This is a genomic window from Microbacterium sp. CFBP9034 (assembly GCF_034045255.1).
GTDB lineage: Bacteria > Actinomycetota > Actinomycetes > Actinomycetales > Microbacteriaceae > Microbacterium.
In genome coordinates this window covers 906,034-931,090 of record NZ_JAXCWC010000001.1, presented here as the reverse complement: position 1 = coordinate 931,090, position 25,057 = coordinate 906,034, and the positions used below count along the sequence as shown (strand labels likewise).

Genomic DNA, 25,057 nt, shown 5'->3' with positions numbered 1-25,057 from the left:
GTGCCCGAGGTCAAGCCTTGCGGTGGGGATTCGTCGCCTTGCCGTCGAGCCAGAGGGTGTCGGTCGCATCGGAATGGGTGCCGTCGGTGCCGACGTGCTTCACGCTGATGGTGGGACCCTTGGTGATCACGTAGACGAGCGACATCGCGTGCCCGCGGCCCAGGCCGTAGTCCTCGCCGAGCCAGGCCACGATCTCGCTCGATTTGGTGTCGGGACCGAAGCCCTTCTGCGTGGCGAGCTCGACGAACTGACGCGGGGTGAGCCCCGTCTTCTCCTCGATGTTGTCGAGATATGCCTGAAACGACATAGGATCCTCTCTTCGTGCGGTGAGTCGTACTCGTGTGATCAGTCGTAGAGGTAGCGCTGCACCGTCGGGCCCACCCGGGCGACGATCTCGTCGACGGACGCCTCCGCCAGCGCCGGCAGCCGCAGCACGTACCGAGCGATCAGTATGCCCGCCACCTGCGACGCCACCAGCGACGCGCGCAGCTCGCCGTCCTCGACCTCGAGCGCGCGCGCGATGCGCGACAGCAGCTCGCGGGAGAGGAAGCCCGCCAGGAGCGGCGTCGTGAGCCTGTTGCCGATCGCGGCGCGCAGCAGCACCACTCCGCGCCGACGCACGTCGGGCTGCTCCCATGTCTCGAGGAGGTACCGCACGATCCGCTCGCCCATGTCGTCACGAGGACCGGCGAGGATCTCGGGCAGGGCGAGGTCGGGGCGCAGTGGGGCGTGGATCGCCTCCCCGAAAAGGTCGGCCTTCGTGCCGAAGTAGTGGTGGACGAGCGCGGGGTCCACCCCGGCGCGGGACGCGATCGCCCGCATGGTCGCGCCGTCGTACCCCGCCTCGCCGAACTCCTCGATCGCGGCCGCCATGATCCGCTCCCGCGCATCGGACTCCCCCGCCCGCGGGCGGCCGCGGCGCCGCTTGGGCGCGGGAACGACGTACTCCACCACGGGGTCAGCCTACGACGGTGCGCGGCGGCTGATGCCAGGATGAGGCATGCCATTCGGGATGACGCGCGACGTGATGCGACCGACGGACTCGCCGCGTGCCGATCGGGTGACCTACGTCGAGCTGTTCTTCGACCTGGTGTTCGTGTTCGCCCTGACGCAGCTGTCGGCCTACCTGTACGAGAACCAGACGGGTCTGGGCGCCCTCGAGGGCGCGATCATGCTGTGCGCCCTGTGGTGGGCCTGGGTGTCGACGACCTGGGTGACGAACTGGCTCGATCCGGTCGCACTCCCCGTGCGGGGTGCGGTCATCGCCCTCGCGTTCGTGGCCCTCGTCATCAGCGTGTCGATCGCCGAGGCGTTCGGCGAGCGCGCATGGGCCTTCGCGATCGCCTACGTCGTGCTGCAGGTCGGGCGCACGGGGTTCATCGTGTGGGCCACGGTGCGCCACGATCGCGCCGTCGCCCGCGACTTCGCGCTCGTCCTCACCTGGACGGCGGTCGGCGCCGTGCTGTGGATCGTCGGCGCACTGCTGCCGCTGGAGTGGCAGCTGCCGCTGTGGGCCGCCGCGCTCGGCGTGGAGCTGCTCGGGACGATCCTCGGTTTCCCGGTACCCGGTCGCGGGCGCGTGCTGATCGGCGCCTGGGACCTGTCGGGCCCGCACATCGCCGAGCGCACCGCGCTGTTCGTGCTGATCACCCTCGGCGAGGGCCTGCTGGTCACCGGGTTCGCGTTCGTCGACAAGGAGTCCTCTCCGGCGACGATCGCGGCGATGGCGACGGCGTTCGTCGCCGCCGCGGCGACGTGGTGGATCTACTTCGATCACGGCGAACGGCTGGGCTCGGAGATGATCGAGGCGTCCGACGAGCCCGGCCGCGTGGCGCGGACCGCCTACACCTGGATCCACCTCGCGATCATCGCGGGGCTGGTGCTGCTGAGCGTCGGCGACAAGGAGTCGCTCTCGCATCCCCATGAACATGGTCTGGCCCCGACGATCACATCCCTGGGCGGACCGTTCCTCTTCCTGGTGGGCACGGTGCTCTTCCGTCGCCTGCTCGAGCAGCGCTGGGCGCGCGGGCAGGTGGCAGGCATCGTCGCGCTGGCCGTCCTTGCCGCCGTCGCGCTGACGGTGCTCCCGCTCGAATCCCTCACGCTCTCGGCGGCCGCGGCGATCGTGCTCGTGGGGGTCGCGATCGGCGAGACGATCGGACGACTGCGACGGGGGCGGCGCAGCGGAGGCTGACCCCACCACCGCAGCGGGTGCGGCATCCGCTCACCAGCGGTTGTGGACCTCCTCCGCCCAGCCGAGGATGCCGTCGAACGCGACCTCGTCTCCGTCGGCGGCACGGAAGGCGCCGCTCCAATGGCCGAAGCACTGGTCGGTGCTCGAAGCCACCACGCCCAGGTTCGTGCGGGTGACCTTGTCGAAGAACGGGGTAAAGGAGGCCTCGAGTCCGCCGCCGGCGACCCGCCACGGGCGTCGCCACTCGGCGAGGTCGTACTCCCACACGAGTTCGTTGTGGATCTTGTGCAGCCGGCCGTCGATGAGCATCGCGTTCTCGGTCGAGCCGGTGCCCTCCGTCCACCTGCCGCCGACCTGGAGGCCGATCACGCGGCCGTGCGAAGCGCCGGATCCCGCGCCCCAGTTCCAGCGGATGTCGTATGGCCACCGGCCGCGGCCGTGATCGAGGACCGCCCAGGACTCGCCCGGTGGGAGCTCGAACGCCCGCCCCTCGACCGACACGTGGCCGGTCGCCGGACGCGCCAGGTCCTTCACTGTGTACTGGAAGCGGCGGCTGCTCCACGGCACGACGACGGCGAGGCGCTCGTGCCCCTCCGGCAGCGCGGCGACCACGTCGAACGACGCGCCCGGAATGGTCGCCCGCAGCCGGGTACCCCCGGGCACCTCGTCGATGTCGATGGCCAGGTCCTTCGCACGCACGCGGGACGGCCCTGCGCCGAGCGATGGCGGCAGCGCGACGCGGCCGAGCACGGCGGTGGCGCTCATCCCGACCTCGCGCGCGCCGGCCCGGTCGAACACCCACACCTCGTGCACGGTCGCGTAGTCGAGCGACGACACCGTGAGCGCGAGGATGTGCGACGGCGTCGTGACGTTCCAGTACTCCCAGCGCTTGTTGCGACCCCATCCGCGGCCGATGCCGCTGGTGTCGACGAGCGGCTGCCGCGCCCACCCGATCGCGGCGGGATTGATCCGCCCGTTCGGGAGGGTCAACGACACCGGGGCAATGAGTTCGCGTTCGGGCACCCGTCGATCCTAGGCAGGCGGACGCCTGCGGCCCTCAGCACTCGATGACGTTGACCGCGAGACCGCCCTCGCTCGTCTCCTTGTACTTGGTCGACATGTCGATGCCGGTCTGCCGCATGGTCTCGACGACGGCGTCGAGCGACACGTAGTGCGAGCCGTCGCCGCGCAGCGCGAGCCGCGCCGCCGTCACCGCGGTGGACGCGGCGATGGCGTTCCGCTCGATGCACGGGATCTGCACGAGGCCGCCCACCGGGTCGCACGTCAGGCCGAGGTGGTGCTCCATCGCGATCTCGGCGGCGTTCTCGATCTGCCGGTTGGTGCCGCCCATCACGGCGGTCAGGCCCCCCGCCGCCATCGCGCACGCGGACCCTACCTCTGCCTGACAGCCGCCCTCGGCTCCGGAGATCGACGCATTCGCCTTGAACAGCGAGCCCAGCGCGGTCGCCGTGAGCAGATACCGACGGATGCCGCGCCTCCGGTTCGCCTCGGCCATCAGCCGTTCGTCCTCGGCCGCTCCGGGGATCGGCAGGTGCTCGCCCTCGCCGAAGCCGAGCAGCGCACTGCCCACGAGCTCGCCGTAGGGCGTGACCGCGTTGCCGGCGCCGAGGCCCGAGTCGGCCAGGAAGCGCCACCAGTACATCGCGACCGCCGGGACGATTCCCGCGGCGCCGTTGGTGGGGGCGGTCACGACCCGGCCGCCGGACGCGTTCTCCTCGTTCACCGCGAGGGCGAACGCACCGAGCCATTCGCCCGGCAGCTCACGGCGACCGTCCGCCTCGGCGTCGTCCAGCTGGGCGCGGATCACTCCGGCGCGGCGCTTGACCTGGAGCAGGCCGGGCAGCACGCCGTCGGCGTGGAGGCCGGCCTCGACGCAGCCCGCCATCGCGTCCCAGATCGCGTCCAGCCCGGCGGCGATCTGCTCGTCGTCGCGCAGCGCCTCCTCGTTGATGCGGGCGAGCTCGGCGATCGTGAGCCCGTGCTCGTCGCACAGCTCGAGCAGCTCTTCGGCGGTGCGGTAGTCCAGGGGGTAGCCGTGCGCCTGCACGCGGGGCGGCTCGCCGTCACGCCGGATGAACCCGCCGCCGACGGAGTAGTACGTCTCCCGCAGCACGAGGCCCTCGTCGTCGGCTACGGCGACGGTGGTCGCCGACCCGACGGCGAACGCGGCGCCGGTCTCGCGCACGCCGGCGCTCGACGCATCGCCGAGCCGGCGCGGTCGTCCGGCTCCCGGGGTCGTCCACGCCTCGAGCGTCATGGCATTCGGATGCCCCGGCAGCCGCGTGCGCGGCTCGAAGATGACGTCGGCCTTGTCGAAGCCCACAGCATGGGTGCCGGCGAGCGGGAGCTCGCGCCCCTCGGGCCAGGTGCTCCACGCCGAGCGCACGGCATCCGGATCCACCGTCTCGGGCTCGAGGCCCATCAGGCCCGCGACCACCGCGTCCGGGGTACCGTGCCCGATGCCGGTCGCCCCGAGCGACCCGTACAGCGTGCAGGTGACGCGTCCGACCCGGTCGAGGAGGCCGGCTTCCCGCAGGCGCGCGACGAAGTCCAGGGCCGCCCGCATGGGACCGACCGTGTGGGAGCTCGAGGGTCCTACTCCGATGGAGAACAGCTCGAACGCCGAGACGTAGGCGCTCACCCCTCCAGGCTACGCCGTCCCGCGCGCAGACTGCGCGCCGTGATGGAGATGAGATCAGCAGGATGCCCCAGCCCGAGGCGCTCCGTCCAGCACTGTGACCTGAGGAGGCTCAGCGCTGTCGGAAGAAGTCCACCGCGACCTGGCGGAAGACGCGCGAGCCGGGGGCGTTGAAGTGGTGGCGGTCGGGCAGTTCGACGAACTCTCCGTGCGGAGTGGCGGCCGCCAGATGCATCGACCGCTCCAGGATCGCGTCCTCGGATCCCGTCGCGAACAGCACCTGCTGCTGGGGAGCGTGGTCGGGATCGGGGTCGGCATCGCCCAGCCGCATCCCCTCGGCGAGCGCGACCAGCGCGTGCAGGTCGTTGCTCGGCACCCGTTCCGCGAGCGTCACGTAGTTGCGGGTGACCTTGTCTTCGACCGGCGTCCCGTGGTCGGCGTACGCGCGGGCCTGCTCGATCTGCAGCCGGGCCAGCGGGCGACCGTCGGGGATGCCGCCGAGCACCGCGCGCTCCACGTGCTCGGGCGCGTTGACGGCGAGCTGCCAGCCCACGCGGGCGCCCAGGGAGTAGCCCGCGTAGAGCACCGAGTCGAGCAGGTAGGTGTCGAGCACGGCGACGAGGTCCCCGGTGAGCGAGGCCATGCCGTAGGCCTCGGGCTCGTGCGGCTTGTCGCTCGCCCCGTGCCCGCGCTGATCGACGCCCAGCACACGGAAGCCGGCGCGGGTGAGGTCGCGCACCCACCCCGTGTTGACCCAGTTGTCGCGGCAGCTCGAAGCGAAGCCGTGCACGCACAGGACGGTCGGCCCATCGCCGTCGCCCCACAGGTAGGTCGCGATGCGGTGGCCCTCGGCCGACATCACGAACTGCGGGTCGGGCATCTCGGTCAGGGCAGGGAATGCGGCATCCACTCCCCCATTCTTGCGCGACCTGGTCGGAACGCGCCGAACCGGCGTCAGGTCATGGCCGCTGGAAGGCGATGAGGCCGACTGTGTTGCCCTCGGAGTCCCTGATGAACGCCTGCCACTCCTGATGGCCGGCAGGCCCCAGCTCGTCGTTCTCGTGCCTGAAGATGACGTGCGGGGCCGACACCACGTCGGCCAGCCCGTCGAGACGCTCGAGAGCCTCGTGCACGTTGTGCACGTGCAGATAGATGAGCGATGACGGCGCGTTGCGGTCGAGCAGCAGCCGCACCCCGTCGAGGTCGAAGAACAACAGCCCCGGCGGATCGAACCTGGCCGTGGGCTCGGTGTCGAGGAGCATCGTGTAGAAGTCGGCCGCACGGTCCAGATCTGCTGCGCGCTGCGCAACCTGCACGAGTCTCATGCCCTCATTCTCACGGGCTGCTCCCGAGTGCACCAGCATCGTCCGCACCGCGTCGCGAGAAGTCAAGCCCCGCGCGCACCCCCGGCGAGGAGCGCTACCAAAGGAGTGCGGACCACGGATGCCGCACCTCGGAGGTGGACCATGCTCTTCGCCCTCTACGCGCTTCTGCTCCTCGGCGGGATGTATCTCGTCGGGGTCTCCTTCGCGTCGCCCATCCTGCCGGGCCTGATCTTCATCGCCGGCGTCCTGTGCATCAGCGCGGCCGTCGCGGTGCCGATCGTCGTCCAGCGCATGTCGCAGGACCACGCGCGTCCGCCGGGCGACTGATCCAGCGCCGGCATCGCCGCGCCGCGAGCGACTCGTCCGAGGTCGACGGGCCGCGGATCGTTCACGACGGAATCACGCGGAAGAGGTGATGCGCGCGTGCTCGGAGGCGAGGAGTGTGGGCCCTCGGTGCGACCTGCACCCTCGACCCTGATGACACGAGGACGGATCACATGAGCGAAAACGAACTATCGGAGTTGGGGCCGGTCGACTTCCTGGTCGTCGAGTTCCCTGCCGGGCAGCAGAGCTTCACCGGAGAGATCGCCGAGGAGCTGGTGAGCCTCGTCGAGTCCGGCACGATCCGCGTGATCGACGTCGTCATCCTGACGAAGGACGAGAACGGCGACGTGGATGCCGTGGAGCTGAGCGACACCGGCGAACTCGGCGCCCTCCTGCAGATCGAGGCGGAGCTCGCTGAACTCCTGGCAGCCGACGACGTGATCCATCTCGCGAACGCCATGGATCCCGGAAGCGTCGCGGGCGTGCTCGTCTACGAGAACCTCTGGGCAGCGCCGTTCGCATCCGCAGCACGACGAGCCGGCGGCCAGCTCATCGCGAACGGCCGCATCCCGATCCAAGCCATCATCGCCTCGCTCGAGGCCGATGAGGCCCTCGCAACGACAGGAGCCTGACATGCCACTGAGACCAGCCCGCATCGGACGCGTCGGCGTCATCGGCGCGCCCGTCGCCAAGGCGGCCGTCGTCGCCTCGGCCGTCTCGCCCGGACCGTCGCCGATCGCCAAGGCCGCGGTCGTCGGAGCCGTCGTGACACCCGGTCGGCGGCGCATCTAGCGCATCGGCGGTCCAGCAGCCGAACGGACGGCGCACGTCGGGTTCCACGCCCGGCGTGCGCCGTCGTGGCGTCGTTCCCCGGCGGCGTCAAGGGGGTGGGAGGGGCGGAGTTCACGGCGGACCATCGTGACATGACAGTCGGAAGAGAACACCCCCGCAGTGCGAGCGGCGACGACGAAGCGGGCGAGACGGTCGAGCACGTCGTCGAGGAGGTCCGCGACGCCATCCGCCACGGCCAGGTGGAGGACGACGTCAGTCACGTCCTCGAGGACCGGCTCGCCGAGGCCGGCGTCGATGTGCGTCCGGAGATGATCGACGACCTGGCCGAGGAGATCGAGAACGACGTCTCGACGTGAGGCCGCGTCGGCGGAGTCACCGAGCGCGCGGGGTCGGCGCCGGCGGCACCTCCTTGGCCGCGATGATGTCCGCGACCGCGATGTGCTCGACGCCGCGCTTGCCGTCGACCACGACGGTGTCGGCGTCGGCACTGAGAAGCTCGCCGAGCGCGTCCGTGGCCTGGCCGGACGGCAGGAGATATCGCACGACGACGCGGCGGCCGGGTGCGGGAAGGTTCACCATGTGGATGGAAAACGATACCGCGCCCGGCCGGCGTTCGATTCGGTCGGGTCAGGCGCGTCAGGCGGTGGTGCGGCGACGCGCCGTGGTGGTGGTGCGATCGCGGTCGACGAAGATGCCCAGCAGGATCATGGCGACGGCGAGCACGGCGTGGAGCCAGTTGTCGGCGACGTTGACGGGAACGAAGTTCGCCTCCTCGACATTCACCGCGAAGAGCCCGTACACCAGCAGCACCGCGTAGACCACTCCGCCCCAGATCAGGTACTGGCGCGAGGCACGTGCGCGCGCGGCGACAGCGAGGCCGACCACACCGAAGAGCAGGTGGACGACGTTGTGAAGGATCGAGACCTGGAACACCCCGAAGAGCATCGCCTGCGAGTCCGCCCCGGCACCCTCCATTTCCTCCATCGAGTGCGTCAGTCCCGGAATGAATCCTGCGATCCCGATCACGAGGAACACGATTCCGAACACCAGCGCGGTCTTCTGGATCGCCGTCCTCGCATACCCGTCGACCGCGGTTGTCCGATCAGCCATGATGCGTCCTTTCGTCGATCCGGCATCTGCGTGCGGTCACGTTAGGTCGGCGGCCGTCCGGCACTGAGGGCCTTGACAAATCCTCCGGGGCTGTCGCGTGTCGACCCCTGGCGCGGCGGCCATCCTGGGCAGGAGCCAGGTACCGTGTCGTCATGCACCACGACGATGCGGCGGTCACGAGGTGACGGGCACAGCTGCGCGAAGCGAGCGCAGGCTCAGCATCGGACCGCTCGCCTTTCGCGTGCTCGCCTCGTCTCCCGCCGCCGGGTCGGCCGGGCCGCCGATCATCCTGATCCACGGGATCGGCATGTCGCATCGGTACCTCGCGAGGCTGCACGACGCCCTCGCCACCCGCCGCGCGGTCTTCTCGATCGACCTTCCCGGATTCGGTGGGCTCCCCAAGCCCGGCTTCGACGTCGACATCGCGGCGATGAGCCGCGCGCTGGGAGAGCTCATCGGCACGCTCCACGAGGGGCCTGTCGTGCTGGTCGGGCACTCCATGGGCTCCCAGTGGGTCGTCGAGACCGCCGTCCAGCGGCCGGACTCCGTCGCGCATGTGGTGGCGATGGGGCCCGTCGCCGATGTATCCGACCGATCGCTCACGGGCCAGGCCGTCGCCCTCGCGGTCGACAGCATGCGCGAGCCGCCGGGCATCAACGCGATCGTCTTCACGGACTATCTCCGGTGCGGCGTGCCCTGGTACCTGATGCAGGTGCGCCACATGCTCACCTACCCGATCGAAGAGCGGGTCGCCGACTTGAGGGTTCCGCTGCTCGTCGTCCGAGGGTCTCGCGACCCCATCGCGGGCCTGGCCTGGTGCCGGCGGCTGCGCGACCGCGCGGCATCCGCCCAGCTCGTCCAGATCCCGGGCCGCGCCCACGTCGCCCAGCAGTCTTCGCCCCGGGCCGTGGCATCCGCGATCCTCGCCTGCACGGTGCCCGCCGTCACTCCGTGAAACAGAAAAGAGTGCCGGTCTCCCGACACTCTTTCCCAAATCACTGTCTCAACACAGTGTGCGCCCGAAGAGACTCGAACTCCCAACCTTCTGATCCGTAGTCAGATGCTCTATCCATTGAGCTACGGGCGCATGGCTTCCGCTTCCGCGCAAACCAGAGTCCAGAATACCTGACGGTCGCCCCAGGAGCGAATCGAGCGAGCGGATGCCGGTATTCCGGGCGTGTTCCGGCGTCAGGCGTCGAGTTCGCTGAGATCGACGCCCGCGGCGCGTGGGGACGGCGACGCCGGAGCCACGTCGAGGGGCGGAGCCTCACCCCGACGGCGGTGGGCCGCCAGGCGGGGAAGGTCGACGAGCCGGAGCGACTGCATCCGAGCGGCGCGCATCCTCTCGTAGTCCGGATCGAGGTCGGGGCGCATGCCCTCCACCTGCAGTCGGCGCTGGAGATTCGCCTCGACGTCTCCCCACGCGGCATCCCGAGCCTGCTCGACGAGCTGGCGGACCGCGTGCGGATCTTCGGACACCCGCCGCAGCTCCTTGGCGACGCCGATGTACTGCCGGTGGCGCTTGCGGAGGTTGCGGGTGTCGCGGTCGCGATAGTCGTGCGTGCCGTCGGGATCGGTGAACTTGCCCCAGGCCTTCTTGCGCTGGCGCTTGGCGAGGGCGGCCGCGGCCTCCTGCTCCTCGGCGAGCGCGATGAGGGTGTCGTGCGCGTACGGGGCGAACCCCGTCACGTCGAAGGGCTCGTCGTGCGCGATCGTCTCCATGAGGATGTGGTTGCGCACGGCCAGACGCGCCGCCGCAGTGGCGATGGACACGCCCTCGGCGATGGCTTCGGCAGTCTTGCCCATCACACCTCCCTGCTTCGAGGCTAGCGTCCGTGGAGGGCCGTTGAGTCAGGGAGAATCGTTGACGCTGGTCAGCGACGACGAGAGGGACCGACATGGCGAAGAAGCGGCGGCTGGACGTACGCGGCAGGACGACGGTCATCACGGGTGCGGCGAGCGGAATGGGCGCGGAGATCGCGCGGGAGCTCGAGCGCCGCGGCGCGCGGCTGGCGCTCCTCGACCGCAACGCCGAGGGCCTCGCGGCGCTCGCGGCCGAGCTGACGGGCACCGGCCACACGACCCACGTCATCGACCTGACGGACGACGAGGCGGTCTTCGCGCTGGCCGGCGAGATCGAGCGGGCGCACCCCCATGTGCAGACGCTGATCACCTGCGCCGGCTCGTCCATGCTCGGCGACATCGACCAGCTCACGATGGACGAGATGCGCTGGCTCATGGACGTGAATCTGTGGGGCACGGTCAACATCACCAAGGCGCTCCTGCCCGCGCTTCACCGCGAGCCCGCGGCGCACATCACGCACCTCGTCAGCATCTACGGACTGGCTGCGCCGGCGGGACGCATCCCCTACGCGATGAGCAAGTTCGCCGTGCGCGGCTTCAGCGAGTCGCTGCGCCATGAGCTCGAGGGCAGCGACATCACCGTGGGCGCGATCTACCCCGCGGGAGTGAAGACCGGCATCATCCTGCACGGCCGGTACGCGGCCGGAATCGATCCCGCTGTGGCCCAGCGTGCCGCGGCCGCACAGGCTGCGATGTACCACACCGAGCCGGCGGATGCCGCGGCTCGCATCGTCGAGGCCACCGTGCGCCGGAAGGCGCGCACCATGGTCGGACGCGAGGCGCGGCTGGTCGACGTGCTGTCGCGGATCACGCCGACGAACTACTGGGCGCCGATGCGCCGGCCGCTGCGCGACGCCATCGACACCACGACCCCGGTGACGCCGGCCTGAGGCGTCGGACCGGCCCGCGGCACGAGCCGGTGTCAGGCCTGGAGCTTCGACACGATGGCCGCGACGCGGCGTGCCCGGGTCTCATCGGACTTCGCGCCCTCCACGTTCGCGACATGGGCCTTGCGCGCGCTCGGCGCGAGCGTGTCGAACGCGTCGCGCACTCCCGCCTCGCCGAGGGCGGCGGCGAGGTCGTCGGGCAGCTCCACCGTCCGCGGCGCCGTGTCGACGCTGAGTTCGACCTCGATCGCATCGCCGCCCTCGAGACCGGTCGCGGCCCGCTTGTCCGAACTGAACGGGATGAGGAACTTCCCGCCCATCGACGCGATCGTGCTGCGGTACTCGTATCCGTTGACCGTGACGTTGACGGCCGGCCGCTTGCCGGCGCCGAGCTGCTCGAGGATCTCGGGCGGCACCTCGATGCCCGTGTTGTTGCCGGACAGGAGGAGTGTCGTCTCGAATCGCATGGGTCGAGTGTCGCACCGGATGCCGCTTCCCGGCCAGGTGCGCCATCCGCTCATCATCGATGGGGTTAGCCGTCGCGGAGCGCGAGCGCAAGCCCCCCGATCCGGCCAACGTGACGTCGTAGCGTCGAAGGACCAGTCCGAACGAAGGAGCGAAATCATGGGATTCATGGATGACGCCAAGCAGACGGCCGAGGCCGTCGGCGAGAAGATCGAAGACACCTGGGAGGACACCACCGACCGCATCGGCGACAAGGTCGACGAGGCGAAGGCTGACGGCGAGGTCCGCAAGGCCGAAGCCGAACGCGACTCGGTGAAGGCCCGCAACGACATCAAGGAAGACCTGCGGGACAGCTGATCCCGAAGCCGTCGCCCTTCGCGGCGGCGCACGCCGGAGGGCCCCCAGAGCGAGAAGCTCGGGGGCCCTTCCGCTGTCCGGATGACGCGATCCAAACCGATGCGCGGAGTGGTCCGAACAAGACCCAGACGCGGCATCCGCCGCCGTGAACAGGAGGAACCCTCATGCGCTCGTCACCGAACCGCCTCGTCGCCACCGTCTTCGGCGCCGTCTACCTGCTCGTCGGGGCCCTGGGCTTCGCCGTGACCGGTGGTGTCGGCTTCATCGCGACCGAGGGAAATCTGCTTCTCGGCATCTTCGAGGTCAATCCGCTCCACAACATCGCCCACCTGCTGATCGGCGCAGCGCTGCTCATCGCGGGACTGAAGTCGACCGTCGCCGCCAAGACCGTCAACGTCGTCGTCGGCGCCGTGTACCTGCTCCTCGGAGTCGTCGGATTCTTCCTGGTCGGCACAGCGCTGAACATCCTGGCGCTCAACACCTTCGACCACTTCCTGCACCTGGCCAGTGCCCTCGTGCTGCTGGGTGTCGGCCTCGCCGCCGACCGCACCGCGAAGGCCGATCTCGCCGGCCGCACGGCCTGACAGGAACACCATGGCTCCCGCGATCACCACGGCCGAGGCGGCCGCCGGCGTGTCCACCCGGACCGCCGGCGCCCGCCCGGAAGGCGGCGCCGTCCTCTCCTGGGCGGCCGTCGCGGCGTGGGGCGCGGGTCTGATCGAGCTCGCTCTGGGGGCCGGCGCAATGACGCAGGGGGGTGCCGCCCGGGGGGCCGGCGTCCTCCTCGTCGCGCTCGGCGCGGGCGGGCTCGTGTGGGGAGCGGCGACGCTCGCCCGCGGACGCATCGTCGTTCCGCGGGCGGGCATCGTCGGCGCCCTCGCCGGCATCGTGGCCGGCACGGTCGCCCTCGCGAGCGACCCGGTGCGCACGAGCATCCTCGCCGTCGCGGCGGGGTCCGCCCTGCTTCTCGCCGTCGCGCTCGCCTGTGCGGCGCGACTGCGACGCAAGGACGGGCGAGCGGATGCCGCGGCCCCGCGCCTGGGTGTGCTGCTCGTCGCGGCGGTCCTCGTCGCCGCGCTCGTCACTCCGGCATTGGGCGCGACGGAGGCCGGACGGAACGCCACCGGCCACGGGACGCACGGATTCGTCGAGCCCGGGCACCACTAACCGCCGCGGCGCGGGCCAGCACCCGCGCGAGTCGCCAGAACACGCCGACACCCGACGCGGCGCAACGGCGTGTCTTGGCGACTCGACCGCCGGGGAAGCCCGGCCGCGGGCTCAGCCGATCGCGGCGATCCTCCAGGAGGCCTCGGTCGATGCGCCGGGCTCCACGACGAGGAGTCCCGCGTCGAACGAGTAGTTCGCGGCGTTGAACGCGTCGGGAGCGCAGGTCATCGGCTCGACGGCCAGGCCGAGACGGCTCTGTGCGGCATCGGGCTTGTCGGCGGTGTGCACCTGCACCCACGGGCACGCGGCATCCCACGTCATCGCGACACCCGTGCCGTCGGCGACCGTCACCCGCACGGTGGCGAGGCCCTCGTCGTCGCGGGTGAGGCCGGAGTAGGCGTGATCGATCTCGACGCCGTCGATGCGGCGGGCGGTGCGGAAGTCGAACCGCTCGGGCTCATCGGCGTCGACCGCGACGAGGTCCGTCGGAATGAGCCGGTCGGGCGTGACGGCGAGCACCTGGCCGGCGGGAAGCTCGAGCGTCCAGTCGTCGACGCGACCCTCCCCCGCGACGAGGTAGGGGTGGGGGCCGGTTCCCCACGGCGCCGGCTCGTCGCTCTCGTTGCGCGCGGACACGGACTGCGTCAGGCCGTCCGGGCCCAGGGAGAAGGTCGTCGTGACGACGATCCGCCACGGGTAGGCCGTCTGGGGCTGGATGACCGCGGCCAGCGTGACGTGGTCGGGACCCTTGTCGATCGCCTCGAAGTCGAGCCAGGCGGCGAGGCCGTGGAGGGCGTGCGAGCGTGCCGGCTCGGTGAGTGCGAGCTGACGCTCCACCCCGCCGAAGGTGTACGTGCCGTCGACCACGCGGTTCGGCCAGGGCGCCAGCGTCGCTCCGCGGTGCGCGGGGCGCACCTCGTCGGCGTCGAACGGCACGACGAGGTCCCGGCCGTGGTGGGTCAGTGAGCGCAGCGTCGCTCCGACGCTCGCGATGACCGCTTCGTAGTCGCCGGCGCGGAGTGCGTGCTGCGTGCCGGAGTTCGGGATTCGTGCCATGGATTCGGTTTCCCTGCGTGTCGTTGTCGTGCGAGCTGTTCCAGTATCCCGTGACCGCCGGAAGGCCCGCGACCGCAGTCGCGGGCCTTCCGGTCATGCGGTTACTGGCATGTGGCCGCGGCGATCGCCGCGCTCGAGGAGTGGCTCCGGCCGTCCGCAGACTGCCCGGTGATCGCCACCGTGTGCGCCGAGACCGACGTAGCGCGTGTGGCGAACGTGGCCGATACGGTCTTGCCCGGCGCGACCGCGACGGTCTTGCTGCCGTAAGTGCCGGCGATCGTCACCGTGGCGGCGACCGCGTCGGCGTTGGTGACGCTGACGACCTCGGTGACCTTGCCCGCGACGCACCGCGTCGTGGCCGAAGCCGAGAGCTCCAGCGCGAACGACACCGCCGCGGACGTGGAGGGGCTGACGAGCCCGTCCGTGTAGCCGTCGTAGTGCGCGGTGACCGAGCCGGCGCCGGCGGGCACCGTGACCGATGCCGAGCCGTCCTCGAGATCGACCGTCTCGCTCCAGGCTCCGCCGGAGAACGTCACCGTGCCGACCACGTCGCCGCCGTCGGAGGCGGTGACCTCGGCGGTCGCGACGCGACCCTCCGCCGACAGCGCGGTGGTCGAGGAGACCGCCGCCACTGCGCTCCAGGTGTTCAGCGCGGTGAGCACCGACTTCGTGACACTCACGAACGAGCCGTGCCGGGGGCTCGCGGGCAGCCCGCCCTGGGGCCGCACCACCCACTCCGCCCGCTTCGACAGGCGGTCGCTCTGCGTGCTCGACGCGATCGCGTCGGCGTCCGTGAGGAAGGCGCGGTAGCCGCCCGCCCCGTAGTTGTCGACGAGGAAGACGTAGCCGTCACCCTCCGCAGTGTTGTTCGGATCGCCGGCGTTGAGCTTCACGATCTCGGGGCCTTCGCCGACCTGGTTGGTCTCGAGCCTCGTCATGTTCGTGTCGGTCAGCTGCCACGTGGTGCCGGGGTCGGCCGTCCAGCTGGACTGCGTCGTCGGGGCCGTCAGCACCTTCGAGCGCTCCAGGAAGATGTCCTTGCCCGCCTCCAGCGTGCCGGCAGCGCCGCCGTCCTCGTTCTTGGTGAACCGGTAGTAGTAGTCGTCGATCTTCGTGACGGTGGAATCGATCCGCGCGTAGCCGGTGTCCTGCCACGTCGTCGGCGGGTACGTGAACGTCTTGAAGTCACGCGTCAGCACGTAGAACATGCGGGCGTGCCCGGGACCGCTCGTGTGGGCGACGTCGTTGTAGAGGCGCGATGCGAAGAACACGACGTAGGACTGCAGGTCGTCGTCCCAGTACGCCTCCGGCGCCCAGGTCATTCCCGCTTCCGGCTGGTTGATCGTGATGCCGGCGTTCTGGCCGTTCGTCCGCACCCAGCTCTTCATGTCGGTGGACTCCCACACCTCGATCTTGAGGCTGCCGTTGGACTGGGCCGCTCCCCAGTCGCCGGTGCAGCCGATGCAGAGGTCCGTGGCGATCATGTAGTACTTGTCGCCCTCGGCGGAGCGGATCACATACGGATCGCGGAGACCGGTGGTGTCGGCGGTCGAGACGATCGTCGGAGCACCGCCGTTGACCGGCGCGAAGGAGAAGAAGTCGTTGCCGGCGGTGGCCGCCTGGTAGATCTTCTCGTCGTTGTCGGCCTTGAAGTAGGCCGCTGCGTAGCCGGCATCCGGTGCCCAGCGGGCCTTCTCGGCAACGGCCACCGTGAAGCTGCGCGACGTCGTGGCGCCGTTGAGGGTCGCCGTCGCGGTGAGCGTCACGGACTTGTCGCCGGCGCCGTACGCCGGGCGCTCGATGAGCCCGCCGCCCTTGAAAGGGTCGGGCGCGCCGACGGCGGGCGCCGTGTAGGAGCTGTTCGTGGGTGTCACGAGCGCGGCGTCGGAGGACGCCCACGTGATCGGTGCGCCGTTGACGGAGCCCGTCGTGATGAGGGGCAGGTTCTCCGTGGTGCGCGTCGTCAGCGTGATCGCGTCGAGGTCGGCCGCGAGCACCGGGGCCTTCACGACGACGTCGAACGTGATCGTCGTGCCGAGCGAGGTCGTCGCGGTGATCGTGACGGGCGCGTCGGCGGTGAGGGTGCTGCGCGAGACGACGCCGGTGTTCGAGACGACGGCCGGGTTGGAGCTCGCCCACGTGAGGGTGATTCCGTTGGCGGATGCCGGGAAGACCAGGTTCTTCGTCACGCTGTCGAGCGACGGGTTGGAGCCCCGGACGGTCGACTGGATGTCGAGACGGATGATTCCGTCGGTCGTCGCCGCCTTCTGCGCGGCGGTCGGCATGCTGTCGGTGACCTCCTGCGGAGTGAGCGCGACGTCCCAGAACTTCACGTCCGAGACATCCGCCTTCACCAGCGCGTCGCCCGTGTACAGCGAGCGGCCGAGGTAGCCGAGCACACCGGTCGCGGGCACGATCGCGCTCATGAGCTTGGTGTGCGTCACCGTCGAGATCTGGGCGCCGTCGCGGTACAGCGTGAGGGCGTTGCCGTTGCCGACCAGCGTCAGCGTGGTGAGTCCGGGGTTGAGGCTGCCGCCGGCAGGGAGACGGGTCTCGCCGTTTCCTCCGTCGTAGACGCGGATGCCCGCGAGCACTCGACCGCTGGGGGCGTCGCTCGACCGCGGGTTGACGAACACGTGGTTGCCCAGCTGGGTGGTGTTCCAGGCGCCGACGCCGTTGCCGATGACCCACCCGAACTGGTTGCGGGCGGTCTGCGTCGTGACCGTGTACTCGACCGTGAAGCTGTTGTCGGTGCCGGTGACGAGGCCCTGCGGGAGCGAGGCGTAGCCGTCGCCGTTGAATCGGAGCACGCTGTCGCCCGCGACGTTCACGAACGAGTTCGCAGTCAGGCCGGTCAGCGTCGCGTTGCGCCCGTTGCCCGAGACGTCGAGCAGCGTCGAGCCGTTGGCGGACATGTCGTAGTGCGCGGTCGGAGCGGGCACGGCGGCGGCGTGGGCTGCGAGCGGCGCCGAGATTCCCAGGAGGGAGATCGCCAAGGCGGCGACGGCGGTCGATGCGATCGCGCGGCGCGTGGTGCGCCGCGCTGTACGCGGGGTCGGGTGCGGTCGTGTTCTCATCGGTGAGATCCCCCTCGGTTGTGACGCGGTGCTCAGAGGCCCTGAGCGAGTCGGTAGTACGCCTGGTTCCACCGGAGTTCCCGCTGGAAGCCCCGGACGGTGGTGTCCTCGTCGATGACGACGAGCTCGGTCTTGGAGATCTCCGCGAAGTCGCGGAACACGTCGATGCCCACCGCGGTCGTCATGACGGTGTGGTGGGCGGCGCCCGCCGCGAGCCAGCACGCGGCCGAGGTCGCGAAGTCGGGCGCGGGCTCCCAGACGGCCCGGCCGACCGGGAGCTTGGGGAGGTCGGGCGCATCGACGTTCTGCACGACGTTGGCGACGAGCCGGAACCGGTCGCGCATGTCGCTCATCGCGACGACCAGGGCCGGGCCGGGGTCGGCCGTGAAGACCAGGCGCACCGGGTCGTCCTTGCCGCCGATGCCCAGCGCGTGCACCTCGAGGCGCGGCTTGGCGGACGACAGCGAGGGCGAGACCTCGAGCATGTGCGCTCCGAGAATGCGCTCCGCGCCGGGCACGAGGTCGTAGGTGTAGTCCTCCATGAGGCTCGCGCCGCCGGGGAGCCCGGAACCCATCACGTTGGCGACGCGCACCAGGATGGCGGTCTTCCAGTCGCCCTCGGCCCCGAAGCCGTAGCCCTCGGCCATGAGTCGCTGCACTGCCAGGCCCGGCAGCTGCTTGAGCGCCCCGAGGTCTTCGAACGACGTGGTGAAGGCGCCGAAGCCGCCCTCCTCGAGGAACGAGCGCAGGCCGAGCTCGATCGCGGCGCCGTCGCGCAGCGACTGGTGCCGCTCCGCTCCCGGCAGCAGCTCGTCGGCCACGTCGTAGGCCTCGACGTACTCGGCGACGAGGGCGTCGACATCCGCTTCGCTCGCCGCCTCGACGGCTTCGACCAGCTCGTTCACGCCCCACGTGTTGACCTGCACGCCGAAGCGCAGCTCGGCCTCGGTCTTGTCGCCCTCGGTGACCGCGACGTAGCGCATGTTGTCTCCGAACCGGGCGAGCTTGAGCGTGCGGGATGCCGTCCAGCCCGCCGCGGCGCGCTGCCAGTCGTCGACCTGCTGCAGCACGGCCGGGTTCGACACGTGGCCGACGACGGTCTTGCGCGCGACGCCGAGACGCGTCTGGATGTAGCCGAACTCACGGTCGCCGTGCGCGGCCTGGTTGAGGTTCATGAAGTCGAAGTCGATGTCGGCCCACGGCAGCTCGACGTTCGCCTGCGTGTGCAGGTGCAGCAGCGGCTTGCGCAGCGCGTCCAGGCCCGCGATCCACATCTTCGCCGGGCTGAAGGTGTGCATCCACGCGATCACGCCGATGACGTCGTCGCGTGCGTTGACCTCGAGCGCCAGACGGCGGATCGAGTCGCTGTCCTTGAGCACCGGCTTCCAGACGACCTTGACGGGAAGGCCCGCGAGACCCTCGGCCACGGCCTGCGACTGCTCGGCGACCTGGCGCAGCGTCTCCTCGCCGTAGAGGTTCTGGCTGCCGGTGACGAACCACACCTCATACGAGTCCAGAGTGGTGGCGAGAGGCTGACGGGTCATGGAGAGTTCCTTCGGGGTCTTTCGGGGGAATGGGAGGTCGGTGAAATCAGAGTGCCCGGACGGCGGCGTGCTCGACCTCGAGGCCGGCGCGGTAGCGGGTCAGGTAGGCGGCGAAGCCCGGCACGTCCTCGGTGTCGGGTTCCTCGGTGTGGAACTCCGCATCGCCGAACACGCGGGTGCGCAGGTAGCCGTCCAGATCGCTTCCCGGCGCCTCCGCCAGGTACGAGGCCAGCACGGCGATCCCCCACGCGCCACCCTCAGACGCGGTCTCGCCGACGGCCACGGGCGCGTCGAGCGCTCCCGCGAGGAAGCGCTGCGCGACGCCCGCGGTGCGGAACATGCCGCCGTGGGCGAACATCCTGTCCAGTGCGACGCCCTCTCCGGCGAGCACGCGCATGCCGAGCGCGAGCGTGCCGAACACGCCGTAGAGCTGAGCGCGCATGAAGTTGGCCAGCGTGAAGCGACTGTCGGGCGTGCGCACGAAGAGGGGCCGGCCCTCGGTCAGGCCCGCGATCGGCTCGCCCGAGAGGTGGTTGTAGGCGAGCAGGCCGCCGGCATCCGGGTCACCGTCCAGAGCTTCGCGGAACAGGGCGTCGAAGACCTCGTCGGTGTCGAGGCTTCCGCCGGACACGGCCGCGAAACGGGCGAACATGCCCACCCAGGCCGCCAGCTCGCTCGCGCCGTTGTTGCAGTGGACCATGGCCACCGGGTCGCCCGCCGGCGTCGTGACCAGGTCGAGTTCGTGGTGCACGCTCTCGAGGGGCCGCTCGAGCACGACCATCGCGAAGATGCTCGTGCCGGCGCTCACATTGCCCGTGCGCGGTGCCACGGAGCACGTCGCCACCATGCCGGTCCCGGCGTCGCCCTCGGGCGGGCACAGCGGGACGCCCGGCTCGAGCGCGCCCGACGGGTCGAGCAGCTTCGCGCCGTCGGCGGTCAGCTCGCCCGCCCGCTGACCGGCCACGAGAACCTCGGGCAGCAGCTGCGTCAGGTTGAGGCCGTACGCGCGGTCGGCGACCAGGCGGTCGAACTTGTCGCGCATCCCGGCGTCGTAGTCGATGGTCGCCGCGTCGATCGGGAACATGCCCGAGGCATCCCCCACGCCCAGCACCTTGCGGCCGGTGAGCTTCCAGTGCACGTAGCCGGCGAGGGTGGTGAAGAAGTCCACCTCCGAGACGTGCGGCTCCTCGTCGAGGATCGCCTGGTAGAGGTGCGCGATCGACCAGCGCTGCGGGATGTTGACGCCGAACAGCTCCGAGAGCACGGCGGCCGCGCGATCGGTGGTGGTGTTGCGCCACGTGCGGAACGGGACGAGCAGCTCGCCGGACTCGTCGAAGCAGAGGTAGCCGTGCATCATCGCCGAGATGCCGATCGCACCGAACGACTTCGGCTGCACGCCGTAGCGGCGCTGCACGTCGGCGATCAGATCGGCGTAGGCGCCCTGGAGCCCCGACCACACGTCATCGAGCGTGTACGTCCAGACACGATCCTGGAACCGGTTCTCCCACTCGTGGCTGCCGACCGCGAGCACGGTCGAGGGATCGTCGGCGTCGACGAGGCATGCCTTGATGCGCGTGGAGCCCAGCTCGATGCCGAGGGACGTGCGGCCGGCGAGGATCGCCAGGGTCCCGGCATCCGTCGGCGTTTCCGCTGCGCTCATCGGCGCTCGTCCCCGCTCTGCCCGTACACGTTCTGATACCGGTCGTAGAGGCGGTCGATCGCGTCCTGCGGGATGGGCAGGAGCGGACCGGCCTCGCGGGCGATCTGCACGGTGCGGGCGACGTCCTCGACCATGACCGCGGCCTTCACCGCGTCCTTGGCCGACGTGCCGATCGTGAACGGGCCGTGGTTCTGCATCAGCACCGCGCGTGAGCGGTGGCCCGACAGCGTCTCGACGATGCCCCGGCCGATCGAGTCGTCGCCGATGATCGCGAACGGCCCGATCGGGATGGGGCCGCCGAACTCGTCGGCTATCGCCGTGATCACGCAGGGGATCTCCTCGCCGCGCGCGGCCCACGCGACCGCATAGGTCGAGTGGGTGTGCACGACGCCCCCGACGTCCGGCATGTTCCGGTACACGTAGGCGTGCGCCGCGGTGTCGCTCGACGGGCTGCGATCGCTGCCGGGGGTCCCCGGGATGACGTTTCCGTCGAGGTCGCACAGGATCATGTTCTCGGCCGCGAGGTCGTCGTACGACACTCCGGACGGCTTGATGACGAACAGGTCTGCGCCCGGGACCCGGCCCGAGACGTTCCCGCCCGTCCATACGACCAGCCCGTAGCGGACGAGCTCGCCGTGCAGCGACGCGACGTCGGCGCGGACGGCGTCGACGGATGCCTGGACCTCAGGCGTGAGGGCGGCCATCAGCTCGCCCTTCGCCGCGTCAGCACCCGCTGCAGCAGCACGAACACGAGCAGGACCGCGCCGGTGATGATCGTGAGGTACTCGGGATTGATCGTCCCGTCCTTCGTGATGATGAGGCGCAGCGCCGCGATCACGAACACACCCACGACCGAGCCGAGCACGTACCCGTAGCCGCCCGTGAGCAGCGTCCCTCCGATGACGACGGCTGCGATCGCGTCGAGTTCCCAGCCGATGCCGGTGACGTTCTGGGCCTTGCCGCCGACCTCCGCGGTGTACACGATCGCCGCCAGGCCCGACAGCGCACCGGAGATGATGTAGATCCCCACGCGCGTCCGTGCCACCGGCAGACCCATCAGCCCGGCCGACGACTCGTTGCCGCCGATCGCGTAGACCGTGCGCCCGCTGCGGCTGCGGTGCATGAAGAACATGCCGCCGAGCACGACGAGCAGAGCGATGATCAGGCCCGGCGTGACCGTGAAGTCGTTGACCTTGGGCCCGTCGAAGATCTTCCAGTCCGTGGCGAGCAGGTGGATCGGCGAGTCCTCGGGCGCCTGCACCGGCGTGGTCGAGAGGATCGAGGCCAGTCCGCGAGCGAGGAACATCATCGCGAGCGTCGCGATGAACGGCTGCACGTTGAAGTACTGGATCATGACGCCCGCGATCACGCCGAAGAGGGCGCCGAAGAGGATCATGAGCAGCATCGAGGCCCAGCCGTTGATGCCGATGTTCATGAGCATGACGCCGGCGACCGAGCTGAACGCGACGACCGCCCCGACGGAGAGGTCGATGCCGCCCGAGACGATCACGATCGTCATCCCGACGGCCAGGATGATCGTCGGCGCGAAGCTGATGAGAAGACTCGACATCGTTCCCGCGTGGAACACCCTGCCGTACGCGATCTCGGCGTAGATGAGCATTCCGAACAGCAGCACGAGTGCGGCGAGTGTGGGGATCAGCGTCTGATTGCGCTCCCACAGCCGCGACAGGCGCGCGGCGCTCGCGGTGATCCTGCTCTCCGGCAGGTCGGGGACGGGGGGAACTGCTTCGGCGAGCGTGCGTGAAGAGCTCATGCGACGACCTCCTTCGAGACGGGCGCGGCCTGTTCCGCCGCGGGCGGCGTCGGAGCGCTGGGCGCGCCGGGCGACTTCGCGCGAGAGACGAACCATGAGCGCACCCGCTCGGACTGCAGCAGCACGAGGACGATGATGACGAGAGCCTTGAACGCTGGCGTCGCCGCGGCGGGGATGCCCAGGAACAGCACGGTCTTGTTGAGCGTCGCGATGAGGAGCGCGCCGACCGTGGAACCCACGATGGAGAACTTCCCGCCGGCGAGCGACGTGCCGCCGATGACCACGGCGAGGATCGCGTCGAGCTCCATCAGGTTGCCCGTGCCGCCGACGCTGACCGTCATCACTTCGGAGACGCTGAACAGACCGCCGACCGCGGCGAGTGCCGCCGAGAGGATGTAGACGCCGATCAGGATGGGACGAGGACGGATGCCGGCGAGCCGGCTCGCGTGCGGGTTGATGCCGATCGACTCGATCATGAGTCCGAGCGCCGTGCGGCGCATCACCATCGCGATCAGCACGACGATCGCGATGGCGAGCACGAAGCTCGTCGGGATGCCGAGGATCTGTCCGTTCGCGAGAAGCCGGAACGGCTCGTTCGTGGCGTCGGTGTTCTGTCCGCTGGTGATGACGCGGGCGATCCCGCGCGCGGCGAGCATCATGATCAGCGTCGTGATGAAGGGCTGCAGCCCGACGACGGCGACCAGGAAGCCGTTGATCGCGCCGAGGACGATCGTGAGCGCGAGCGCGAGGCCGATCGCCGTCAGCATCGCGGCGACCGGCGTGGACCCGTCCAGGCCCGACAGCGTCTGCATCGCGACGGCCCCGCCGACGGCCATCATCGAGCCGACGGACAGGTCGATTCCGCCCGTGGCGATGACGAAGGTCATGCCGAGCGCGATCATGATGATCGGCGCCGAGACGCGCAGGATGTCGAGCACGTTGCCCGTGAGCATCCCGGTCGTCGGGTTGACGCTGACCGCGAGGTAGGCCGGATTCTTGATCGAGTTGATCAGGAGCAGCACCGCGATTCCTACGAGGGCCCAGAACCAGGGCGTGCGCAGCGCGGTCTTGACGCGGCTCATGACGCGCTCCCTTCATGGTTGGTCGCGGTTTCTCCCGCGGCGACCTCTTCGGCGAGGGCCCCGGCGGTCTTCTCCGCCTCTTCCCCCGACTCGGTGGCGATGACGGCGACGATGCTCTCGGCGGTGACTTCCGGTCCGTTGATGACCTCGCCCACCTTCTGATGGTCCTTGAGGATGACGATGCGCTCGGAGAGTCGAACGACCTCTTCCAGCTCCGACGAGATGAAGACGACGCTCATCCCGCCCTCGGCGAGTTCGGCCACGGTCTCCTGGATGTCGGCCTTGGCGCCGACGTCGATGCCTCGGGTCGGCTCGTCGAGCAGGAGCAGATCGGGGTTGGTGGCCAGCCACCGGCCGAGCAGCACCTTCTGCTGATTGCCGCCGGACAGCAGGCGGATGGGACGGTCGGGGTCGTTCGGCCGCACGCTGAACCGCTCCATGTAGGTCTTGACCAGCTGGTCGACCTCGCGGGCGGGCACGCGGCGAAGCCAGCCGCGGCGGGCCTGCACGGCGAGCATGATGTTCTCGCGGACGCTCAGGTCGCCGACGATGCCGTCCTCGCGACGGTTCTCGGTCGAGTACGCGATGCCCTGCGACAGGCCCGCGACGGGTGAGTTCAGCGAGACCTGCTTGCCGCGGAGGCGGGTCGTCCCGGTGTCTGATTTGTCGGCGCCCGCGATGAGCCTCGCGAGCTCGGTCCGCCCGGCCCCGAGGAGGCCTGCGAATCCGACGACCTCACCGGCGTGGATCTCGATGTCCGTGGGCTCGATCGCTCCCTTGCGGCCGAGGTCCTCGGCGGCGAAGAGCGGGGTGACCGTGCGGTCGCGCTGCTGAGTCTGGCGATTGGAGCCGAGGGCTCGGAGGGTCTCGAAGTCCTTGCCGATCATCTTGGAGATGAGCTGCGTGCGATCGAGGTCGCGCTTGAGGTACTCGCCGACGAACTTGCCGTTGCGCAGGACCGTGATACGGTCGCTGATCGCGTAGACCTGGTCGAGGAAGTGCGAGACGAAGAGGATCGCGACGCCCTGATCGCGAAGCCGGCGGATGACGTCGAAGAGCACCTCGACCTCGTTCGCGTCCAGGCTCGAGGTCGGCTCGTCGAGGATGAGCACCTTGGAGTCGGTGACCATCGCGCGGCTGATGGCGACGAGCTGCTGGATGGCGATGGAGATCGACGACAGGGGCGCGCGGGGGTCGAGGTCGCCGAGGCCCATCCGGGCGAGGGCCTCTCGGGCGCGGGCGTTCGTCTTGCGCCAGTTGATGCCCGTCCAATCGTGCACCTCATGACCGAGCATGACGTTCTCACCGATGGTGAGGTTCGTGCAGAGATTGACTTCCTGGTAGACCGTGGAGATTCCGGCGTCCTGCGCGGACGCCGTGCCGTTGAAGTGCCGTACCTGTCCGGCGACGATGATCTCGCCGGAGTCGATCTGGTAGACGCCGGTGAGCGCCTTGATGAGGGTGGACTTGCCGGCGCCGTTCTCGCCCATGAGGGTATGGACTTCGCCGGGGAGCAGCCGGAAGCTGACGTCGTCGAGCGCCTTCACTCCCGGAAAGGTGATGGACGCGTTGCGCACCTCGACGATCGCGATCGGTTCAATCATGGCTGCTTCATTCCTCTGTGCTGCGGGGAGGTCGTACTGCATGGAGACGAGCACGAGCGGGGGCCGCCGGAACGGCAACCCCCGCTCGCATCGCTTCTCGTCTAGTCGACGCTGGGC

Annotated in this window: 29 protein-coding genes and 1 tRNA gene; 10 read left to right on the top strand and 20 right to left on the bottom strand. The window is 70.0% G+C overall.

The window, feature by feature from the left end; translation table 11 throughout:
• Positions 1–10: 10 nt before the first annotated feature.
• Both SOM19_RS04040 and SOM19_RS04035 read right to left on the bottom strand, forming a co-directional pair.
• The gene (locus SOM19_RS04040; protein ID WP_320485268.1) at positions 11–307 is read right to left on the bottom strand and encodes a DUF4287 domain-containing protein; all 297 of its coding nucleotides are present in this window, start codon (positions 305–307) and stop codon (positions 11–13) included.
• 38 nt (positions 308–345) lie between these two features.
• Positions 346–954 carry a TetR/AcrR family transcriptional regulator gene (locus SOM19_RS04035; protein WP_320485267.1) on the bottom strand — a complete coding sequence of 203 codons (609 nt, stop codon included), beginning with the start codon at positions 952–954 and terminating at the stop codon, positions 346–348.
• A 46-nt stretch (positions 955–1,000) separates the two neighbouring features.
• On the opposite strand from SOM19_RS04035, the gene SOM19_RS04030 reads away from it, so the two are divergent.
• Positions 1,001–2,194, top strand: coding sequence for a low temperature requirement protein A (locus SOM19_RS04030; RefSeq protein WP_320485266.1), 1,194 nt, complete (start codon positions 1,001–1,003; stop codon positions 2,192–2,194).
• 30 nt (positions 2,195–2,224) lie between these two features.
• On the opposite strand, the gene SOM19_RS04025 is transcribed toward SOM19_RS04030, so the two are convergent.
• The 4 genes from SOM19_RS04025 to SOM19_RS04010 form a co-directional block, all read right to left on the bottom strand.
• Entirely contained in the window at positions 2,225–3,217 is a 993-nt protein-coding gene (locus tag SOM19_RS04025; protein ID WP_320485265.1) for a DUF2804 domain-containing protein, read from the bottom strand.
• A gap of 34 nt (positions 3,218–3,251) precedes the next feature.
• Positions 3,252–4,856, bottom strand: coding sequence for an L-serine ammonia-lyase, iron-sulfur-dependent, subunit alpha (locus tag SOM19_RS04020; protein ID WP_320485264.1), 1,605 nt, complete (start codon positions 4,854–4,856; stop codon positions 3,252–3,254).
• A gap of 109 nt (positions 4,857–4,965) precedes the next feature.
• Complete coding sequence (locus SOM19_RS04015) at positions 4,966–5,763, bottom strand: alpha/beta fold hydrolase (protein ID WP_320485263.1); 798 nt, start codon at positions 5,761–5,763, stop codon at positions 4,966–4,968.
• A gap of 49 nt (positions 5,764–5,812) precedes the next feature.
• Entirely contained in the window at positions 5,813–6,178 is a 366-nt protein-coding gene (locus SOM19_RS04010) for a VOC family protein (protein ID WP_320485262.1), read from the bottom strand.
• A 141-nt stretch (positions 6,179–6,319) separates the two neighbouring features.
• Between SOM19_RS04010 and SOM19_RS04005 the strand changes: the two genes are divergently transcribed.
• The 4 genes from SOM19_RS04005 to SOM19_RS03990 all read left to right on the top strand — a co-directional run bounded on the left by SOM19_RS04005 (position 6,320) and on the right by SOM19_RS03990 (position 7,650).
• Positions 6,320–6,505 (top strand): hypothetical protein, encoded by a 186-nt coding sequence (locus SOM19_RS04005; RefSeq protein ID WP_320485261.1) that lies wholly within the window; start codon positions 6,320–6,322, stop codon positions 6,503–6,505.
• Positions 6,506–6,675: 170 nt separating this feature from the next.
• Entirely contained in the window at positions 6,676–7,134 is a 459-nt protein-coding gene (locus SOM19_RS04000; protein WP_320485260.1) for a DUF6325 family protein, read from the top strand.
• Between the two features lies 1 nt (position 7,135).
• Positions 7,136–7,294, top strand: a complete 159-nt coding sequence (locus SOM19_RS03995; RefSeq protein ID WP_320485259.1) for a hypothetical protein — start codon at positions 7,136–7,138, stop codon at positions 7,292–7,294.
• 131 nt (positions 7,295–7,425) lie between these two features.
• Entirely contained in the window at positions 7,426–7,650 is a 225-nt protein-coding gene (locus SOM19_RS03990) for a hypothetical protein (protein ID WP_320485258.1), read from the top strand.
• 16 nt (positions 7,651–7,666) lie between these two features.
• Here SOM19_RS03990 and SOM19_RS03985 read toward each other — a convergent pair whose 3' ends face one another.
• From SOM19_RS03985 to SOM19_RS03975, 3 genes are all read right to left on the bottom strand, one after another.
• On the bottom strand, positions 7,667–7,870 hold the full coding sequence (locus SOM19_RS03985; RefSeq protein WP_320485257.1) for a putative acetyltransferase: 204 nt from the start codon (positions 7,868–7,870) through the stop codon (positions 7,667–7,669).
• Positions 7,871–7,930: 60 nt separating this feature from the next.
• The gene (locus SOM19_RS03980; RefSeq protein WP_320485256.1) at positions 7,931–8,404 is read right to left on the bottom strand and encodes a DUF4383 domain-containing protein; all 474 of its coding nucleotides are present in this window, start codon (positions 8,402–8,404) and stop codon (positions 7,931–7,933) included.
• A gap of 174 nt (positions 8,405–8,578) precedes the next feature.
• The gene (locus SOM19_RS03975) at positions 8,579–8,713 is read right to left on the bottom strand and encodes a hypothetical protein (RefSeq protein ID WP_320485255.1); all 135 of its coding nucleotides are present in this window, start codon (positions 8,711–8,713) and stop codon (positions 8,579–8,581) included.
• Here SOM19_RS03975 and SOM19_RS03970 point away from each other — a divergent pair.
• Positions 8,712–9,359 carry an alpha/beta fold hydrolase gene (locus tag SOM19_RS03970; protein WP_320485254.1) on the top strand — a complete coding sequence of 216 codons (648 nt, stop codon included), beginning with the start codon at positions 8,712–8,714 and terminating at the stop codon, positions 9,357–9,359. The two genes, SOM19_RS03975 and SOM19_RS03970, sit on opposite strands and share 2 nt — an antisense overlap.
• 59 nt (positions 9,360–9,418) lie before the next feature.
• Here the strand turns inward: SOM19_RS03970 and SOM19_RS03965 are convergent.
• Both SOM19_RS03965 and SOM19_RS03960 read right to left on the bottom strand, forming a co-directional pair.
• Positions 9,419–9,491 (bottom strand) — tRNA-Arg (locus tag SOM19_RS03965).
• Positions 9,492–9,592: 101 nt separating this feature from the next.
• Positions 9,593–10,210: an asparagine synthase gene (locus SOM19_RS03960; RefSeq protein ID WP_320485253.1), complete on the bottom strand. Its 618-nt coding sequence runs from the start codon at positions 10,208–10,210 to the stop codon at positions 9,593–9,595.
• 92 nt (positions 10,211–10,302) lie between these two features.
• Between SOM19_RS03960 and SOM19_RS03955 the strand changes: the two genes are divergently transcribed.
• Positions 10,303–11,157: an SDR family NAD(P)-dependent oxidoreductase gene (locus tag SOM19_RS03955; protein ID WP_320485252.1), complete on the top strand. Its 855-nt coding sequence runs from the start codon at positions 10,303–10,305 to the stop codon at positions 11,155–11,157.
• 32 nt (positions 11,158–11,189) lie between these two features.
• Here SOM19_RS03955 and SOM19_RS03950 read toward each other — a convergent pair whose 3' ends face one another.
• A complete protein-coding gene (locus SOM19_RS03950; protein ID WP_320485251.1) occupies positions 11,190–11,621 on the bottom strand; it encodes a YdeI/OmpD-associated family protein in 432 nt (143 codons plus the stop codon).
• Positions 11,622–11,778: 157 nt separating this feature from the next.
• Between SOM19_RS03950 and SOM19_RS03945 the strand changes: the two genes are divergently transcribed.
• From SOM19_RS03945 to SOM19_RS03935, 3 genes are all read left to right on the top strand, one after another.
• The gene (locus SOM19_RS03945; RefSeq protein ID WP_320485250.1) at positions 11,779–11,976 is read left to right on the top strand and encodes a hypothetical protein; all 198 of its coding nucleotides are present in this window, start codon (positions 11,779–11,781) and stop codon (positions 11,974–11,976) included.
• Between the two features lie 164 nt (positions 11,977–12,140).
• Positions 12,141–12,560 carry a DUF4383 domain-containing protein gene (locus tag SOM19_RS03940; RefSeq protein ID WP_320485249.1) on the top strand — a complete coding sequence of 140 codons (420 nt, stop codon included), beginning with the start codon at positions 12,141–12,143 and terminating at the stop codon, positions 12,558–12,560.
• 10 nt (positions 12,561–12,570) lie between these two features.
• A complete protein-coding gene (locus SOM19_RS03935; RefSeq protein WP_320485248.1) occupies positions 12,571–13,143 on the top strand; it encodes a hypothetical protein in 573 nt (190 codons plus the stop codon).
• 111 nt (positions 13,144–13,254) lie between these two features.
• On the opposite strand, the gene SOM19_RS03930 is transcribed toward SOM19_RS03935, so the two are convergent.
• The 8 genes from SOM19_RS03930 to SOM19_RS03895 form a co-directional block, all read right to left on the bottom strand.
• Positions 13,255–14,199, bottom strand: a complete 945-nt coding sequence (locus tag SOM19_RS03930) for an aldose 1-epimerase family protein (protein ID WP_320485247.1) — start codon at positions 14,197–14,199, stop codon at positions 13,255–13,257.
• Positions 14,200–14,300: 101 nt separating this feature from the next.
• On the bottom strand, positions 14,301–17,276 hold the full coding sequence (locus SOM19_RS03925) for an immunoglobulin-like domain-containing protein (protein ID WP_320485246.1): 2,976 nt from the start codon (positions 17,274–17,276) through the stop codon (positions 14,301–14,303).
• 32 nt (positions 17,277–17,308) lie between these two features.
• Positions 17,309–18,820: an L-arabinose isomerase gene (araA, locus tag SOM19_RS03920; protein ID WP_320485245.1), complete on the bottom strand. Its 1,512-nt coding sequence runs from the start codon at positions 18,818–18,820 to the stop codon at positions 17,309–17,311.
• A 46-nt stretch (positions 18,821–18,866) separates the two neighbouring features.
• Positions 18,867–20,480: a xylulokinase gene (locus SOM19_RS03915; protein ID WP_320485244.1), complete on the bottom strand. Its 1,614-nt coding sequence runs from the start codon at positions 20,478–20,480 to the stop codon at positions 18,867–18,869.
• Positions 20,477–21,184 carry an L-ribulose-5-phosphate 4-epimerase gene (locus SOM19_RS03910; protein WP_320485243.1) on the bottom strand — a complete coding sequence of 236 codons (708 nt, stop codon included), beginning with the start codon at positions 21,182–21,184 and terminating at the stop codon, positions 20,477–20,479. The genes SOM19_RS03915 and SOM19_RS03910 overlap by 4 nt, the downstream gene beginning before the upstream one ends.
• Positions 21,184–22,254 (bottom strand): ABC transporter permease, encoded by a 1,071-nt coding sequence (locus tag SOM19_RS03905; RefSeq protein ID WP_320485242.1) that lies wholly within the window; start codon positions 22,252–22,254, stop codon positions 21,184–21,186. Before SOM19_RS03905 ends, SOM19_RS03910 begins: the two co-directional genes overlap by 1 nt.
• Positions 22,251–23,336: an ABC transporter permease gene (locus SOM19_RS03900; protein ID WP_320485241.1), complete on the bottom strand. Its 1,086-nt coding sequence runs from the start codon at positions 23,334–23,336 to the stop codon at positions 22,251–22,253. The genes SOM19_RS03905 and SOM19_RS03900 overlap by 4 nt, the downstream gene beginning before the upstream one ends.
• Complete coding sequence (locus tag SOM19_RS03895; protein WP_320485240.1) at positions 23,333–24,940, bottom strand: sugar ABC transporter ATP-binding protein; 1,608 nt, start codon at positions 24,938–24,940, stop codon at positions 23,333–23,335. Before SOM19_RS03895 ends, SOM19_RS03900 begins: the two co-directional genes overlap by 4 nt.
• Between the last annotated feature and the right edge of the window lie 117 nt (positions 24,941–25,057).